Source organism: Saccharothrix ecbatanensis, from assembly GCF_014205015.1.
In the GTDB taxonomy this organism is placed as follows: domain Bacteria; phylum Actinomycetota; class Actinomycetes; order Mycobacteriales; family Pseudonocardiaceae; genus Actinosynnema; species Actinosynnema ecbatanense.
This window is the reverse complement of sequence record NZ_JACHMO010000001.1, coordinates 9,008,182-9,024,157: the sequence shown is the minus strand read 5'-3', so window position 1 is coordinate 9,024,157 and position 15,976 is coordinate 9,008,182. Positions and strand designations below refer to the sequence as shown.

Annotated in this window: 20 protein-coding genes and 1 tRNA gene; 7 read left to right on the top strand and 14 right to left on the bottom strand. The window is 70.7% G+C overall.

Features of this window, described 5'->3' with window-relative positions:
• Window positions 1–57: 57 nt before the first annotated feature.
• Window positions 58–129 (bottom strand) — tRNA-Asn (locus tag F4560_RS40240).
• Window positions 130–265: 136 nt separating this feature from the next.
• Here F4560_RS40240 and F4560_RS40235 point away from each other — a divergent pair.
• Window positions 266–496, top strand: a complete 231-nt coding sequence (locus F4560_RS40235; RefSeq protein WP_184928268.1) for a hypothetical protein — start codon at window positions 266–268, stop codon at window positions 494–496.
• Window positions 497–604: 108 nt separating this feature from the next.
• Here the strand turns inward: F4560_RS40235 and F4560_RS40230 are convergent, their stop codons facing one another.
• From F4560_RS40230 to dnaG, 3 genes are all read right to left on the bottom strand, one after another.
• A complete protein-coding gene (locus tag F4560_RS40230; RefSeq protein WP_184929680.1) occupies window positions 605–1,351 on the bottom strand; it encodes a trans-aconitate 2-methyltransferase in 747 nt (248 codons plus the stop codon).
• Between the two features lie 89 nt (window positions 1,352–1,440).
• Window positions 1,441–1,953: a hypothetical protein gene (locus F4560_RS40225; protein WP_312869771.1), complete on the bottom strand. Its 513-nt coding sequence runs from the start codon at window positions 1,951–1,953 to the stop codon at window positions 1,441–1,443.
• Entirely contained in the window at window positions 1,950–3,842 is a 1,893-nt protein-coding gene (gene dnaG, locus F4560_RS40220; RefSeq protein WP_184928267.1) for a DNA primase, read from the bottom strand. The genes F4560_RS40225 and dnaG overlap by 4 nt, the downstream gene beginning before the upstream one ends.
• Before the next feature lie 27 nt (window positions 3,843–3,869).
• Between dnaG and F4560_RS40215 the strand changes: the two genes are divergently transcribed.
• Entirely contained in the window at window positions 3,870–4,772 is a 903-nt protein-coding gene (locus tag F4560_RS40215) for a sigma-70 family RNA polymerase sigma factor (protein WP_376775395.1), read from the top strand.
• Window positions 4,773–4,795: 23 nt separating this feature from the next.
• Here F4560_RS40215 and F4560_RS40210 read toward each other — a convergent pair whose 3' ends face one another.
• The 5 genes from F4560_RS40210 to F4560_RS40190 form a co-directional block, all read right to left on the bottom strand.
• Entirely contained in the window at window positions 4,796–5,362 is a 567-nt protein-coding gene (locus tag F4560_RS40210; protein WP_184928265.1) for a carboxymuconolactone decarboxylase family protein, read from the bottom strand.
• Between the two features lie 68 nt (window positions 5,363–5,430).
• Entirely contained in the window at window positions 5,431–6,477 is a 1,047-nt protein-coding gene (locus F4560_RS40205; RefSeq protein ID WP_184928264.1) for a serpin family protein, read from the bottom strand.
• Window positions 6,456–6,707 (bottom strand): hypothetical protein, encoded by a 252-nt coding sequence (locus F4560_RS40200; RefSeq protein ID WP_184928263.1) that lies wholly within the window; start codon window positions 6,705–6,707, stop codon window positions 6,456–6,458. Before F4560_RS40200 ends, F4560_RS40205 begins: the two co-directional genes overlap by 22 nt.
• Before the next feature lie 20 nt (window positions 6,708–6,727).
• On the bottom strand, window positions 6,728–7,990 hold the full coding sequence (locus F4560_RS40195; protein WP_184928262.1) for a deoxyguanosinetriphosphate triphosphohydrolase: 1,263 nt from the start codon (window positions 7,988–7,990) through the stop codon (window positions 6,728–6,730).
• Window positions 7,991–8,021: 31 nt separating this feature from the next.
• Window positions 8,022–8,630 (bottom strand): YdcF family protein, encoded by a 609-nt coding sequence (locus F4560_RS40190; protein ID WP_312869770.1) that lies wholly within the window; start codon window positions 8,628–8,630, stop codon window positions 8,022–8,024.
• Between the two features lie 84 nt (window positions 8,631–8,714).
• On the opposite strand from F4560_RS40190, the gene F4560_RS40185 reads away from it, so the two are divergent.
• Window positions 8,715–9,446: a Type 1 glutamine amidotransferase-like domain-containing protein gene (locus F4560_RS40185; protein WP_184928260.1), complete on the top strand. Its 732-nt coding sequence runs from the start codon at window positions 8,715–8,717 to the stop codon at window positions 9,444–9,446.
• A gap of 127 nt (window positions 9,447–9,573) precedes the next feature.
• Here F4560_RS40185 and F4560_RS40180 read toward each other — a convergent pair whose 3' ends face one another.
• Window positions 9,574–9,993 (bottom strand): anthrone oxygenase family protein, encoded by a 420-nt coding sequence (locus F4560_RS40180; protein ID WP_312869769.1) that lies wholly within the window; start codon window positions 9,991–9,993, stop codon window positions 9,574–9,576.
• Window positions 9,994–10,088: 95 nt separating this feature from the next.
• Here F4560_RS40180 and F4560_RS40175 point away from each other — a divergent pair, with 95 nt between their 5' ends.
• On the top strand, window positions 10,089–11,015 hold the full coding sequence (locus F4560_RS40175) for an AraC family transcriptional regulator (protein WP_184928258.1): 927 nt from the start codon (window positions 10,089–10,091) through the stop codon (window positions 11,013–11,015).
• Between the two features lie 17 nt (window positions 11,016–11,032).
• On the opposite strand, the gene F4560_RS40170 is transcribed toward F4560_RS40175, so the two are convergent.
• Together F4560_RS40170 and F4560_RS40165 are read right to left on the bottom strand one after the other, a co-directional pair.
• Complete coding sequence (locus tag F4560_RS40170) at window positions 11,033–12,418, bottom strand: glycine--tRNA ligase (protein WP_184928257.1); 1,386 nt, start codon at window positions 12,416–12,418, stop codon at window positions 11,033–11,035.
• A 121-nt stretch (window positions 12,419–12,539) separates the two neighbouring features.
• Entirely contained in the window at window positions 12,540–12,920 is a 381-nt protein-coding gene (locus tag F4560_RS40165; protein ID WP_184928256.1) for an antibiotic biosynthesis monooxygenase, read from the bottom strand.
• A 17-nt stretch (window positions 12,921–12,937) separates the two neighbouring features.
• Between F4560_RS40165 and F4560_RS40160 the strand changes: the two genes are divergently transcribed.
• From F4560_RS40160 to F4560_RS40150, 3 genes are read left to right on the top strand one after another with little or no spacing between them, the layout of a single operon-like run.
• On the top strand, window positions 12,938–13,204 hold the full coding sequence (locus F4560_RS40160; RefSeq protein WP_312869767.1) for a hypothetical protein: 267 nt from the start codon (window positions 12,938–12,940) through the stop codon (window positions 13,202–13,204).
• Between the two features lie 45 nt (window positions 13,205–13,249).
• Window positions 13,250–13,651 (top strand): ArsR/SmtB family transcription factor, encoded by a 402-nt coding sequence (locus tag F4560_RS40155; protein WP_184928255.1) that lies wholly within the window; start codon window positions 13,250–13,252, stop codon window positions 13,649–13,651.
• The gene (locus tag F4560_RS40150; protein ID WP_184928254.1) at window positions 13,648–14,103 is read left to right on the top strand and encodes a Fur family transcriptional regulator; all 456 of its coding nucleotides are present in this window, start codon (window positions 13,648–13,650) and stop codon (window positions 14,101–14,103) included. Before F4560_RS40155 ends, F4560_RS40150 begins: the two co-directional genes overlap by 4 nt.
• Before the next feature lie 8 nt (window positions 14,104–14,111).
• Here the strand turns inward: F4560_RS40150 and F4560_RS40145 are convergent, their stop codons facing one another.
• Window positions 14,112–14,831, bottom strand: a complete 720-nt coding sequence (locus F4560_RS40145; RefSeq protein WP_184928253.1) for a TIGR03943 family putative permease subunit — start codon at window positions 14,829–14,831, stop codon at window positions 14,112–14,114.
• A 30-nt stretch (window positions 14,832–14,861) separates the two neighbouring features.
• Window positions 14,862–15,872 carry a permease gene (locus F4560_RS40140; protein ID WP_184928252.1) on the bottom strand — a complete coding sequence of 337 codons (1,011 nt, stop codon included), beginning with the start codon at window positions 15,870–15,872 and terminating at the stop codon, window positions 14,862–14,864.
• Between the last annotated feature and the right edge of the window lie 104 nt (window positions 15,873–15,976).

Below are 15,976 nucleotides of genomic sequence, written 5' to 3'. Positions count from 1 at the left end.
ACCCCGACCCCATGACACGACAAAACCCCAGGTCGCGAGACCTGGGGTGTCATCACGCTCCCCCTACTGGATTCGAACCAGTAACCCTTCGATTAACAGTCGAATGCTCTGCCATTGAGCTAAGGGGGAATGTTCTGTTGTAGACCGGGCCGCCCGGCCCGACAGGACGTAACTCTAGCGCATGCTCAACGGTGCCCGCGCACACCCCCCTACCGCTGCGGTAGGAAGGGTGGTGATCAGGCACGATCGGAGGAGAGGACACCTCATGAAGGGCATCCTGCTCGGCGCCGCCATCGGCTACGTCCTGGGGGCGCGCGCCGGACGTCAGCGCTACGACCAGATCGTGCGCGCCTACCGCACCCTGGCCGACCACCCGGCCGTCCAGGGCGCAGCCGGCATCGTCCGCGCCAAGGTGAGCGAGACCACGGGTCTCGGCCGCCACCAGCCCCACGCCAACGGGCACCGGCGCGATCCCGTCATCCCGCGGGCCAACTGAAGGGAAGTCGTGAGTCGTGGCCGTCCCGGACTTGGGGCGGTCACGGCGCAAGCCACGTCACGGCGCAAGCCACGTCACGGCGCAAGGCATGTCACGGCGCAAGGCATGTCACGGCACGTGGGCGACCGCGAAGACCCGGCGGAACGGGAACCACGTCGTGCCGTCCGGCCGCCGCGGGTACGCCGACCGCAGCATCGGCGCCAACCCCGCCCGGAACTCAGCCCACTCCCCGTCGTCCAACGCCGCCCGGATCGGCCTCAACGCCGTCCCGGTGATCCACTCCAGCACGGCGTCCTCCCCCTCCAACCGTTGCAGGTACGTCGTCTCCCACGCGTCCACCGCACAGCCGTCCAGCACGGTCGCGTACCCCTCGGGGTCCAGCACCGGCGACGGCCGCATCAGCCCTCGCAACGCGGGCCACGAAGTGTCGACCAACGACCGCACCAGCTCGTGCGACGGCCCGGAGAAGTTGCCCGGCACCTGCATCGCCAACCACGCACCGGACGGCAGCGCACGCACCCACCGGCGCAACAGGTCCTCATGACCCGGCACCCACTGCAACACCGCGTTGGTGACCACCACGTCGGTGTCCGGCGAGGGCTCCCATGACGCCACGTCGCCCACCCGCGCGTCGACCCCGCGCGCCCGCGCCTCGGCCACCATCTCCGGTGACGAGTCGAGCGCCTCCACCACCGCCGAAGACCACCACGCCGCCAGGGTCTCCGTCAGGTTCCCCGGACCGCACCCCAGGTCCACGACCCGCCGCGGTGACGTGGCGCCGACCCTGGCCACCAGCTCGTGGAACGGCCGCGACCGGTGGTCGGCGAAGACGAGGTACTGGCCGGGATCCCACATGCGCACCCACTCCGAGTCGGCAGTACGTGCCGCTCACAGTACGCCCGTACTGCTAGCCGCGTCGAGAGCCGACGAGTGCCGACGAGCGCTCAGTAGTCGGGGCGGAGCTTCGAGATCCTCGCCGCCACCGTGGCCGCGACCTCCCGGACCCGCTCCACATCGGCGCCCGGATCCGGCCGCACCTGCAACACGACGCCGTCCCGCCCGGTCACCTTGCGCTGGACGAACCACGCCCCCACGGTCTCGTTGTGGTCCCGCGACTTGATCGACGCCGTCACCCGCGCGTGCACGACCTCCGGCACCTTGCCCGGCGTCTCCAACGAGAACCGCTGCGGCGCGAGGTCGCGCAGGATCACGGCCTCCCCGGCCGTGCCGTCCTCGACCGACTCGATCACCGACAACGCGGTCCCGCTCCACGAGGCCTTGCTGATCAGGTGCCAGCCGACGCGGCGCGGACCCGGCAGCCACAGCCCGCACGTCGTCGCCACGAGCCATTCCGACCCGACCCCGGCCGACGCCAGCACGTGCTCGTCGCGCTCCAAAGCACCGCTGAACCCCTCGGGCGCACCCGAGCCGAACACCTTCCGGAACAGTTTCCTCACAGTCCGCCCGCCGCCTGTTGACCCAACGCCTTGTGGTAGTCCTCCAGCGCGATGAGGTCGCCGAACAGGGCCCGGTACTCGTCGGGCTCCTCCACCGGCGACACCCGCCGCAACCGCGACTTGATCTCGGTGATCTGCCCCGACACCAGGATCTGCTGCAACCGCGCCAGCACGCCCTGCACGTACCGGTACTGGTCGTCCGCCTTGACCCGCAACGCCTCCACGGACAGCTCGGTCAGCACCGACCGCACCGCCTGGTACCGGCACGCCTGCGACACCGCGTCCAGGAACGCCGGACCCGACAGCCCGGACGACGCGCCGCCCGCCTCCCGAATCGCCTGGTGCAACGCCAGGTACGCGGGGTGGGTGAAGGCCTCGTCGGGCAACGAGTCGTAGTACGGCCCGGCCATCTCCGGCAGCTGCAACGCCGCCTTCAACGCCTCCCGCTGCGCCCACAACGCCGGATCACGCGGGTCGGGACGCGTCGGACCGTCCACCTCCACCGCCAGCGCGCCCTGGTTCGGGTCCACCGGCTGCTGGGCACGACGCGCGGGCGCACGGCCGGTCGCCGTCTCGCGCACCCGGCGGACCACGGCCGACTCGTCCTCCCAGCCGACCCACCACGCCAGCCGCGTCGCGTACCCGTCCCGCTTGGCGCGGTCCTTGATCTGCGCCACGAACGGCACCATCGTCTTCAACGCCTCGGCCCGGCCGTCCACCGAGTCCAGGTCGTAGTCCTTCAGCCGGGTCTTGATGGCGAACTCGAACAGCGGCGTCCGCCGGGCCACCAGGTCGCGCACCGCCACGTCGCCCTTGGCCTGGCGCAGCTCGCACGGGTCCATGCCGTCCGGCGCGATCGCGATGTACGTCTGCGCGGAGAACGCCTGCTCACCCTCGAACGCCTTCAGCGCCGCCTTCTGCCCCGCCGCGTCGCCGTCGAACGTGAAGATCACCTCGCCGTTGACCGAGTCGTCGATCAGCAGCCGGCGCAGCACGTTCATGTGGTCGGCGCCGAACGCCGTGCCGCAGGACGCGACCGCCGTCGGCACGCCCGCCAAGTGCATCGCCATCACATCGGTGTAGCCCTCGACCACCACGGCCTGCCGGCGCTTGGCGATCTCCCGCTTGGCCAGGTCCAGCCCGAACAGCACCTGGGACTTCTTGTAGATCACGCTCTCGCTGGTGTTGAGGTACTTGGCCTGGATCTGGTCGTCCTCGAAGATCCGGCGCGCGCCGAACCCGACCACCTCGCCGCCCATGTCCCGGATCGGCCACAGCAGCCGGCGGTGGAACCGGTCGATCGGCCCCTGCCTGCCTTCCTTGACCAGCTGGGCCTTGATCAGCTCGGTCAGCTCGAACCCGCGCCCGAGCAGGTGCTTGGTGAGCTTGTCCCAGCCGGCGGGCGCGAAACCGCAGCCGAACGTCCGGGCCGCGGCCTCGTCGAACCCGCGTTCCGCGAGGAACTCCCGCGCGGCCAACGCCTCGGGTGTCGCAAGCTGCTCGGCGTAGAACTCGGCGGCGACCCGGTGCGCCTCGATGAGCCTGCTGCGGGTGCCGCGGTCGCGCTGGACGGTCGTGCCGCCGCCCTCGTACGTCAGCTGGATGCCGGCCCGGTCGGCCAGACGCTCGACGGCCTCCACGAAACCGAGGTGCTCGATCTTCGTCACGAACGCGATGACGTCGCCGCCCTCGCCGCAGCCGAAGCAGTGGAACGTGCCGTGCGAGGGCCGGACGTTGAACGACGGCGTCTTCTCGTCGTGGAACGGGCACAGGCCTTTCAGCGCGCCGCCGCCGGCCGAGCGCAGGGAGACGTGGTCGCCCACGACTTCGTCGATCCGGCTCCGGTCACGCACCAACGCGATGTCGCTGTCCCGGATGCGTCCTGCCACTCGGGTGAGTCTAGTGCTGGCAGACTGGTGCTCGTGACCGCAGCCGAGCAGACCCTGGCTTCGACCTTCACCGGCCACCGCTCGCACCTGGTCGGCGTGGCCTACCGGATCACCGGCAGCGTGGCGGACGCCGAGGACGCGGTGCAGGAGGCGTGGCTGCGGCTGGCCGGCCTGACCGAGGAGGCGCGAGCGGGGATCCGCGACCTGCGCGGCTGGCTGACCACGGTGGTGGGGCGGATCTGCCTGGACCGGCTGCGGTCGGCGGCGGTGCGGCGGGAGCGGTACGTCGGCCAGTGGCTGCCTGAGCCGTTGGTCACATCGGGCGAGGACGACCCGTTGGACGCGGTGGTGCGCGACGACGGCGTTCGGATGGCGGCGCTGGTGGTGCTGGACCGGCTCACGCCCGAGCAGCGGGTGGCGTTCGTGCTGCACGACGCGTTCAGCGTGCCGTTCGCGGAGATCGCCGACGCGTTGGGCTGCACGGTCGCCACGGCCCGTCAGCACGCCTCACGGGGTCGCAAGGCGGCGGCCGACGCCGACCCGCCGCCGCGGGTGGCGTTGGACGAGCAGCGGGAGATGCTGGAGCGGTTCCTCCAGGCCATGGCCACCGGCGACGTCAACGCGGTGATCGGCCTGCTGCACCCGGACGTGGTGCTCGTCGGCGACGGCGGCGGCAAGGCGAAGACGGCGATCAACGTGGTCAGCGGCCAGGAGAAGGTGGCGCGCTTCCTGCTCGGCCTGCTGCGCAAGTACGGCGGCAAGATGGACGGGCTGCCGGTGCTGGTCAACGGCGACCTGGGTTTGCTGTTCCCGTCGCAGGGCGACCTCACGGCGCGGGTGAGCGCGTTCGCGGTGCGGGACGGCCTCGTGACCGGCGTGTACGACATGTCGAACCCGGACAAGCTCGGCCACGTGCCGTTCCCCGCGTAGAGCCTCAGTACCGCGTAGAGCCCTCAGGGCATCGGCACCCGGCAGGCGTCACCCGAGGTGAAGCCCTGGTCGGTGATGCCGAACGCCGAGTTGAACCGGCCCCGCTGGTTCTCCAGCGCGATCAGGTACGTCAGCTCGACCAGCCCCTTGTGGCCCAGCCGCCGGTCGAGTTCGGCGACCTGCTCGTCGGTGACGGCGGTGGGCGTCTCGGTCATCGCGTCGGCGTAGGCGAGGGCCAGCTTCTCCAGCTCGGTGTACTTGTCCGAGTTCCGGTAGTCGTGGATCTCCTTGAGCCGGTCGATGTCCAGGCCCTCGTGCTTGATCAGCATGGTGCCGAAGTCGACGCACCACGAGCAGCCGAGCTTCACCGCGGTCAGGTAGACCACCAGCTCCCGCAGCGACACCGGCAGCGTCTTGGCGGCCTTCTCCACCGCCATCTCGTGCCGCGCGCTCGCGACGAACAGCTTCTGGTGGTGCGCCATCACGGTGAACGGCTCGGGCACCGCGCCGAACCGCTTCCTGGCGAACCGGTAGGCGAACTTCACCAGCGGGTTGGCCTGCTTGGTCGTGACGCCCGGGATCCTGGGCATGTCCCCTCCTCGTTTCGGGTCTTCACCCGGTGGACGAGGAGGGCGCCCCAGACGTGACAGCTGCGGCTCTACGGCTTGACCACCTGGGCGAAGAAGAAGATCGCGCCCGTCTCCCCGTGCCGGACGAGCAGCAGGTACGGCCGGTCGACGCGGACCGTCCGGGCGGGCTCGGCCGGGACGAACGACGTCATCCGCATCAGCACGGCGGTCGCCGCCGCACCCTCGAAGCCCTGCTCGTCCAGCCTCAACACGGCCTCGTGGATCACGTCGTCCACCCGGAGCCGGGGGTCGGGGCTGAGCCCGGTGAGGTCGGCCTCGCCGGTGAACATGGTGCGCACGCCGACCTGCCGCAACGCGTCGCCGAGCGAGGCGTTCACGGACAGGTCCAGCTTGGGCAGGAACAGTTCGATCCGGTCCCGGTCCAGCGCCTCCAGCACCTCGGGCACGCCTTCCGTGCCGCCGAGGTCGCCTTCGGGCAGCAGCACGACAGCCTCGACACCGCCGCGTGCGGGCAGCGCCACGGCCTCCCACCCGGCACGCCGCGCGTACCGCATGTTTCCTTCACGGCGCATGGTCGGGACGTTCCCGGCGCCCCGGAACGGCAGGTCGGCGGTGTCGTGCTCGGGGAACTCCTCGGTCCAGGCGCACTTCAGGTACAGCGCGTTGACCAGGGTCGCGACCGTTTCCACCGTGATCGAGCCGGCACCCAGCAGCTCCGGGATCAGCTGGTTCGTCGTCTCGGCGACGTCTTCGTTGATGATCTTGCGTGCGCCCTCCGGGTCCTCGACGAACGGCGCGGAACGCGCCTTCGCGCCCGGCCACCCGGCCAGGTCGGTGAGGAAGCCCTCGTTCAGCGGCAGCGCGTCCGACGCCCACAGCGTGTTGGCGACGGCGAACACGGCGTCGTCCCCGACCACCGCGCCTTTGATCACCTTGTCGTGGTCCGTGCCGAGCAATGCGACCAGCTCGGCCTCGGTCTCGCCCCGCGCCGCCTGCGCGGTCATGCCGAGGGCGCTGGCCACCGAGTACGGCGACCAGCAGGCGTTGCGCGTGCGATCGGGCGCGACGGCGTCGTGCAGGGTGAGGGCGAACGTCAGGTGCGCTCGATCAGGCACTGGCTCTCCTTTACCGCGATGGGCTCGTCCGGGATCGGACGTTCGCCCGCGCCGCTCGTGGGTCCGAGCGGCCGGGGGTGGCGTGGTTCGCGCACACCGGCGGAACCGTCACCGGGCTCGTCGTCCCACCCGTCTTCGTATGGCAGCTCACGGCCGACGTGCACCGGTTCGCGGCTCGGCCTGCGCCACGGCCACCGACGGCCGGGCGGTCGTGTCATCTCATCGCCCATGACTTCGAGTGTGCCACCGGTCACAGGCGTCCGGGGGTTCCGTTCGCCAGCGCACGCCGCCACGCGACGGCCTGGGCGTCGGTCAGCGAGGCGACCTGGTCCACCACGACGCGCAGCCGTTCCGCGTCCGTGCCGGCGGCGGCCCACGCCGGGTGGAACGCGGGGTCGAGCGTGTCCGGCGCGCGTTCGAGCAGGAGGTGGACCAGCTCGGCGACCAGTTCCCGTTGCAGGGCCTGCATGGCAAGCCGGGACGGGTCGCTCATGACGTACCGCACCGCGACGGCCTTCAGCAGCGCCACCTCGGCCGCGACCTGGGGCGGCACGACCAGGTCGGCCCGGTAGCGGCTCAGCGGACCGTCGCCGTGCACCTCGCGGGTGGCTCCGACGGCGGCCGACGCGAACCGGCCGACCAGCTCGCTGGTGAGCCGTTTCAACGCGACCTGGGCGCGCAGCGAGCCGTCGTACTCCGCGAGTTCGGCGATGACGGGCAGTTCGAGCAGTTCGGCGGCGGTGGCTTCGAGCGTGGACGCGGGCTCGTCGGAGAAGTGCTTGGCGGCGAGGCCCGCGATGGCCGCCCGTTCCGCCGGGTCGCCGAGCGCGGACAGGTGGATCCGGTGCGCGAGCACGCCGTCCTCGACGTCGTGCACGGAGTAGGCGACGTCGTCCGCCCAGTCCATGACCTGGGCCTCCAGGCAGCGCTTACGGTCCGGAGCGCCGTCACGCAGCCAGGTGAACACGTCCAGGTCATCGTCGTAGGCGCCGAACTTGACCATGCCGGGGCGGCGGGTCCACGGGTACTTGGTGGCCGCGTCGAGGCACGCGCGGGTCAGGTTGAGGCCGTTGGCGGTCTTCGGCTCCAGGCGGGTCAGGATGCGCAGGGTCTGGGCGTTGCCCTCGAAGCCGCCGCACGAGCCGGCCAACTCGTTCAGCGCGCGTTCCCCGTTGTGCCCGAACGGCGGGTGCCCGATGTCGTGGGCGAGACCGGCCGTGTCGACCAGGTCCGGATCGCAGCCCAGCTCCTCGCCGATGCCACGGCCGATCTGGGCGACTTCCAGCGAGTGGGTGAGCCGGGTGCGCGGCACACCCGTCACCTCGGCGCCCTCGTTGGGGCCGACGACCTGGGTCTTGCCCGCCAGCCTGCGCAACGCCGCCGAGTGCAGCACCCGGGCCCGGTCCCGGGAGAACGGCGTGCGCCGCTCCGTGCGCGCACCGGGCAGCACCGCTCCCTTGGGCGGCTCTGGGAGCAGCCTCGCGGAGTCGTGTCCGGTGTAGCCCTGGATCATGTGCCCGGCCTCATCGGCCCAGGGTAAGTGCTCAGAGCAGGATGCCGTCGAAGGCGCCGGCCGGGGCCTTCATCAGGTGGTAGTAGAGCAGCGCGCCGGTCTCGCGGCGGATGTAGAACAGCTGGGTCTCGCGGGTCTGCACGTTCGGCCCGCTGCGGGTCGGCGACGTCCACGCGGACAGGCCCTCGTCCTCGGCCATCGTGCGGGCCCGCAGGGAGTGCCACGGGTCGCTGACGATCACGGCGGTGGTGAGGGACTTGGCGCGGGCGGCGGCGGCGAGCGCCCGGATGCTGCCCAGCGTGTCGGTGCCCTCGCCGACTTCGAGGATGTGGTCCGCGGGCACGTCGTGCGCCTCCAACCACATCCGGCCGGCCTCGCCCTCGGTGAAGTTGTCGCCCGGCTGTCTGCCGCCGGTGGTGGCGATGTAGCTGACCACGCCCTGCTCGTAGAGCCGGCGCGCGTGCTCCAGCCGTGCCTCCAGCACCTCCGACGGCACGCCGTTGTACTGGGCCGCGCCGAGGACCACCGCCATGTCGGCGTGCGTCCTGTCGTCCTCGCGGGCCACCTGCCACACGCGGAAAGCCGTGCCGCCGACGACGAGCAACCCGATCACGAGGCCACCGAGCACAGTTCGAGTCACGAGCCGTCGGAGTCTCGGCAGGAACGTCACGGCGGGGAATGATTCCACACCCGGTCGGGGGACAGGGGTGTCAGGATCGGACGCATGGCAGCAGACCAGCCGACGATCGTGGCGACCTCAGGTGGTTTCCGCGCCGGGCACCGGACACCACTGGAGTTCCACCGACTCGTCCACCACGCCGTCGACCTGTCCGGCGTGCAGGGCCGCAAGCCCCGGTTGTGCCACGTCGGCACGGCCTCGGGCGACCAGCGGTGGTTCAACGCGAACCTGTCCGAAGCGGGTCAGCTGGCGGGTTGGGAGGTGTCGCACCTGAACCTGTTCACCATGCCGCCTTCGACGGATCTGACCGGCTGGGTCGGCGAGCACGACGTGGTGTGGGTCGGCGGAGGTTCGGTGGCGAACCTGCTCGCGGTGTGGGCGGTGCACGAACTCGGGTCCGCTCTGCGCACGGCGTGGGAGAGCGGCGTGGTGCTCGGCGGTGTGTCGGCCGGGTCGATCTGCTGGTACCTGGGCGGTTCGACGGACTCGTTCGGGCCGGAACTGCGGGTGATCACGAACGGTCTGGGCTTTCTGCCCTATGGCTGCGGGGTCCACTACGACTCGGAGGCGGCGCGCAGGCCGACCATCCACGAGGCGGTCGCGTCGGGCGCGCTGCCGGTGACCCACTGCACCGACGACGGCGCCGGGCTCGTCTACCACGGCACTTCACTCGTGGAAGCGGTGTCCGAGCGGCCTTCCGGCGGCGCCTACATCGTCCGCCGCGACGAGTCGTCAGGAACCGCACAGGAGGAATCGCTCGACATCCGGCGGTTGTGAGACGGACCGTTGTGGGGTGCGAAGACGCTGGTGGGTGCCCCGGTCCAGGTGCGCCAGCCGGGCCAGGCGCAAGCGGCGCAGCACCCGGTGCACCTCGGACCGCCCACTACCTCCCAGGGCAGTACAGCTAGTCGAGGGCCGCCAGGATGAACGACGCGGCAGCCGCTAGCGAGGCGAGCGCGCGGACGTGGTTCAGGGGGGTCCACTCGCGGAGGTAGCGGGTCCAGTATTCGGGGGTGGGCCGGCGTTCCAGCTCGTTGTTGCGCGGAATGTGGAATGCGCCGGTCAGGACGATTCCGCCGAGTAGGTAGAGGGCCGCGCCGGCCCATGCCCATGGGTCGCCCTCGAACGCGGCGACGACGCCTACGACCGCCGTGCCGACGAACGTTCCGATGAACGCCGGGTTCACCACGGCGAGGTTGATCGCCCGCATCGCCGCGATGCCCACCGCCGGCTCGGCCCGTCGCAGACCGGGCATGACCATCGCGGAGAACGCGAAGAAGACTCCTGCCATCATCCCGCAGCCGAGGGCCGCGATGATCGTCACCGTGGGGAACATGCGACCAGTCAAGTCGACGGGCTGTGGACTTTCCATGGCCTGAACGCTCGAATCCATACGCGGGCGTCTCTAGGCTGGGGATCGTGGATGCACTCGCCGGGCTGTTGGACGGGCCGCGCGCCCGGGGCGCGTTCCTGATGCGGACCGTCCTCGACCCGCCGTACTCGATCCGCATCGAGGACCGTGCGCCGCTGAGCGTGGTGGCGTTGGTGCGCGGTGACGGGTGTCTGGTGGCCGGTGACGGCGTTCCCGTGCCGCTGCGTGCCGGTGACGTGGCGGTGCTGCGCGGGCCCGAGCCGTACACGTTGGCGGACGACCCGGCCACGCCCGTGCAGGCGGTGATCCACCCCGGCGAGATCAGCACCACGCCGGACGGCGCCGCGCTCTGCGACCAGTGGGGCCTGGGTGTGCGGACGTGGGGCGCCAACCCCGACGGCGCGGTCGTGATGCTCAGCGGCACCTACCAGCTGGACGGCGAGGTGAGCCGACGGCTGTTGTCGGTGCTGCCGCCGTTCCTCGTGGTGCCGCGCGCCGAACTGCCCCTCGTGCCGCTGCTGGCGGCGGAGATCACCCGGGACGAACCCGGCCAGGAAGCCGTCCTCGACCGGATGCTCGACCTGCTGCTCATCTCGGTCCTGCGGTCGTGGTTCTGCCGGCCGGAGGCGGACACGCCCAGTTGGTACACAGCGCACGCGGACCCGGTGGTGGGGCGGGCGTTGCGGTTCCTGCACGGCGACCCGGCGCGTCCGTGGACGGTCGGTTCGCTGGCGGACGCGGTCGGGGTGTCGCGGGCGGCGTTGGCCCGGCGGTTCACCGAACTCGTCGGCGAACCGCCGATGGCCTACCTGACCGACTGGCGGCTCACGCTGGCCGCCGACCTGCTGCGCGAACCGTCCGCGACCGTGGGCTCGGTGGCCCGCCAGGTCGGCTACAGCACCGCGTTCGCGTTGAGCACGGCGTTCAAGCGGGAACGCGGCATCAGCCCGTCCGAACACCGCTCGGCGGGCTGACCGCGGAGGACCGGATGTCAGGCGCCGATCAGGCGCGCGGCGAGGTAGCCCTCCAGCTGGTCCATCGACACGCGCTCCTGCGACATCGTGTCCCGCTCCCGCACCGTCACCGCGTGGTCGGTCAGGGTGTCGAAGTCGACCGTCACGCAGAACGGCGTGCCGATCTCGTCCTGCCTGCGGTAGCGGCGGCCGATCGCGCCGGCGTCGTCGAACTCGATGTTCCAGTGCTTGCGCAGTGCGTTGGCCAGGTCCTTGGCCTTCGGCGAGAGGTCGGCGTTGCGCGACAGCGGCAGCACGGCGGCCTTCACCGGCGCGAGCCTGCGGTCCAGCCGGAGCACGACCCGCTTGTCCACGCCGCCCTTGGCGTTCGGCGCCTCGTCCTCCGTGTACGCCTCCAGCAGGAACGCCATCATCGGCCTGCCGACACCCGCGGCGGGTTCGATCACGAACGGCCGGTAGCGCGAGTTGGTGGCCTGGTCGAAGTACGACAGGTCGACGCCCGAGTGGTCCGAGTGGGTGTTCAGGTCGAAATCGGTGCGGTTCGCGATGCCTTCCAGCTCGCCCCACTCCTGACCGCCGAACTGGAACCGGTACTCGATGTCGACGGTGCGCTTCGAGTAGTGCGAGAGCTTTTCTTTCGGGTGTTCGTAGTGCCGCAGGTTTTCCTTGGAGATACCCAGCTCGGTGTACCAGCGGCTGCGCTCGTCGATCCAGTACTGGTGCCATTCCTCGTCCGTGCCGGGCTCGACGAAGAACTCCATCTCCATCTGCTCGAACTCACGGGTGCGGAAGATGAAGTTGCCCGGCGTGATCTCGTTGCGGAAGCTCTTGCCGATCTGGCCGATGCCGAACGGCGGCTTGCGACGCGACGTGGTCTGCACGTTCAGGAAGTTCGTGAAGATGCCCTGCGCGGTCTCCGGGCGCAGGTAGTGCAGGCCCTCGTCGGACTCCACCGGGCCGAGGTACGTCTTGAGCAGCCCGTTGAACATCTTCGGCTCGGTGTACTGGCCGCGGGTGCCGCAGTTCGGGCACGGCACGTCCGACACGTCACTCTCGGCGACGTCCTTGCCGGTGCGCTCGGCGTACTCCTCGACCAGCGTGTCCTGCCGGAACCGCTTGTGGCACGAGTTGCACTCGATCAGCGGGTCGACGAACGCGTCCACGTGACCGGACGCGGCCCACACCTCGCGGGGCAGGATCACCGACGAGTCCAAGCCGACGACGTCCTCGCGGCCCCGCACCATGAAGTTCCACCACTGGCGCTTGATGTTGTCCTTCAGCTCGACACCGAGCGGACCGTAGTCCCAGGCCGACCTGGTGCCGCCGTAGATCTCGCCGCACGGGTACACGAACCCGCGACGCTTGCACAGGCTGACGACGGTCTCGATGCGATCGGCTGCCACGGACACTCCATCGGGAGATGCAGAAAGGGACGGGAAACGGGCTTGCCAGGGTAGTCCTCCCCGGCCGGCGCCCCTCGACCCTGTCCCCGTCGAGGCCCCCGATCAGGCGACCCCTCGACCGTCAGCGCGGGGTGGTCGGGCCGGCGGCCTCACCCAGGCGGACGGTGCCGGCGTCACGTGCCAGCAGGCTCACCTCACGCTGAACCGCGCCGTCCGCCGCGACCAGCAACGGCTCGTAGACGGCCGGTTCGTCAGTGTTCGCCTCGGACAGCAGCGGGATGACGTGTTCGCGCACGTCGAACGGCGACATCGCGCGCCGGTACGCCACCACCGAGTCGAACTCGACGGTCAGCACGAAGCGGTCCGCCTCGTCCGTCGACCTGGACAGCTGACCCCGCCGGCAGCCCGCCTGGGCCGTGAGCAGCGACAACGCCCGGTCGACCCGCCCGGTGAACGCCTCGAAATCGGTTTCCGCCACGGTGAAGCGGCACACGAGCAGCACGGTGCAAGGATGCCACGGTGGCTCGTTACCCGAAGCGCACCCTGATCCCCGGCTCCGGTCCGCTCGCACGTGTGCCGGCGCCGGTCGTGTTCCTGCTGGTCCTGGCGCTGTTCGGGGTGGGCGTGTGGCTCCAGGGCGCGGTCGGCGCACTGCTGCTCGGCGTGCTCGCCCTCGGTGTGGCGGTGATGCTCGCCGTCACCTGGCCCCTGCTGACACCGGGCGCACGCGGTCTGAGGATGGTCGTGCTCGCCCTGCTGGTGCTCATCATGGTGTCCGTGCTCTAGCGCCGTAGTATCGGTGGTGAAAATCCATACCACGTGGGAGGCGCCGTGACGGTCGGAGTGCGGGGCGAACACGTGCACTCCCCGGAGCGCCGCGTGCCCCCGCCGGCGCCGCGGAAAGCCGCGCGGACCCTGTCCGCCGCCGGTGAGCTGCTGCGAGCGCTCGCCGCGCCCGTGCGGATCGCGATCGTGCTGCAACTGCGCGAGGCGGACCGGTGCGTGCACGAGCTGGTCGAGGCACTGGGCGTGGCCCAGCCGCTGATCAGCCAGCACCTGCGGGTGCTGAAGGCCGCGGGCGTGGTGCACGGCGAGCGGCACGGCCGCGAGGTCGTCTACCGACTCGTGGACGAGCACCTCTCGCACATCGTGGTGGACGCGGTGACCCATGTCGACGAGGGGCCGCGTGGTATCAACCAGACCGACCGGACCCCCCGGACGGAGGAGATGTGACCACAAGCGAGCGCCCGACCACCGCGGTTCCCGGGCTGCGTTCGACCAAGCAGCGCACCGCCGTGTCCAAGCTGCTCGACTCGCTCGGCGAGTTCCGATCCGCCCAGGAGCTGCACGAGGAGCTGCGCAAACGTGGCGAGGGCATCGGCCTGACCACGGTCTACCGCACGCTCCAGTCGCTGGCCGACGCCGGCGAGGTGGACGTGCTGCGGACGGACTCCGGTGAGGCGATCTACCTGCGCTGCTCCCAGCACCACCATCACCACCTGGTGTGCCGGGGCTGTGGCCGCACGGTGGAGGTCGAGGGCCCGGCGGTGGAGAAGTGGGCCGACCGCGTCGCGGCGGAGAACGGGTTCGTCGAGGTCAGCCACACCGTGGAGATCTTCGGCACGTGCCGCGAGTGCGCCGCCGGTTCTGGATCGGCGAAGAACGGGAAGGCCCAACCCTCGTAGCCCAACCCTCAGCCCTCGTAGGTGTCCTCCGGCGCGGCGATCGGCACCACCTCGGAGACGGTGAACGTGGGCACGAACGCGCTCTCCTTGGTCGCCGAGCCGGGCACGACCCGGCCGGTGGCCTCGATCCACTGGTCGGTGGGCAGCGCTTCGAAGTCCTGACCCACCATCTTCGCCTTGACCGGCGAGGCGTCCGCGGCGCAGCACGAGATGGTCAGCCGGGCGACGAACACGTTGCCGTCCTTGCGCACGACGAACCCGGTGAGCTTGACCGTGCGGTCGTCCAGGGAGCCGGAGTCGTCCCACGCGGTGCGGGTGACGAACTCGCTGATGGTGAGAGGGATGACCTCGTCGGACGGCAGCGGTGCGAAGCCGTTCGACGCCTTGGCCTCCTGCGCGGCGTTGCGGTCGGACCGGTTGACCGTGTCCGCGCCCAGCGCTGGCGGGCTGATCAGGAACACCGCGAAGACCGGCAGCAACAGCATCCACGGGCTCCGGGACGTCCCGTGCTCGTGTCCGGCGTGCTCGATCCCGCTGGGGTGCTCCTCACCACCGCGGATGTCACGCACGACCGACACCAGCGCCAACACCACCATGACGGCCCCGGTGAGGATCAGCCAAGGCTGCAACGACTCCTTGACGTACCGCAGGTAGGTGCCGGTCAACGCCAGTTTCAGCAGGGCGCCGCCGAGCAGCACCAGCAGGATGTTCTGCGTCTCACGCCTCATGGCTGACCACGCCTCCCGAGATGTCACGCTTCACAGGAACACCGCTCCCGCCGCCAGGGCCGACGCGATCGCCACCACGAACGTGGCCGGGGCGAAGCGCAGCGCGAAGGACTTGCCGAACGCGCCCGCCTGCAACGCGATGAGCTTGACGTCGACCGCCGGGCCGACGACCAGGAACACCAGCCGGGGCAGCAGCGGCAACGCCGACATGGAGGCCGCGACGAACGCGTCGGCCTCGCTGCACAGCGCCAGCACCACGGCCAGCAGCGACATCACGATCACGGCCAGGACGATCTGGCCGCCGAGCGTCTCCAGCCAGGCCTGCGGCACGAGCACGTTGAACGCCGCCGCGAACACCCCGCCGAGCACCAGGAACCCGCCCGCGTCGACCAGGTCGTGCCGCGCGGTCTCGGCGAAGACGACCCAGCGCGACGTGCCGTCGTTGTCGGGCAGTCGGCGCAGCGCGCGCTCGGCGATCCATTCCGCCTTGCCGAAGCGGGTCCAGAGCCAGCCCATGACCACGGCGGTGAGCAGCGCGCCGACGAACCTGGCAGGCACCATCATCGGCGCGTTGGGGAACGCGACGGCCGTGGAGACCAGCACGATCGGGTTCACGGCGGGCGCGGCGAGCAGGAACGTCAGCGCCGCGGCGGGTGCGACGCCCTGCTGCATCAGGCGGCGGGAGACGGGCACGGACGCGCACTCGCAGCCCGGCAACGCCACTCCGGCGATCCCGGCGACGGGGACGGCGAACGCGGTTCTCTTCGGCAACGCCCGGCGCAGTGCGCTGGCCGGGATGAACGCCGCGATCGCGCCGCTGATCAGCACCCCGAGCACGAGGAACGGCAGGGCCTGCACGCAGATCGCGACGAAGACGGTGGATGCCGTACGCAGCACCGCCACGTCCAGCACGCCGACCAGCCAGTCCTGCAACACCAGCGCCAGCACGAGCAGCACGCAGAGCACTTCGAGCGAAGTGATCTTCCAACGCGGCGGTGGGCGGCGCGGGCGCGATCCACGGATCTCGCCAGTGATTGTCACTTTCGAGATGATGCCAGAACCACCGCCCGCGCCTCACCGACCTACGTCGGGTCTTCACGCCCCCGCAACCACCCGGGGGTCACTCCGCCGCGTGATCGTCACGC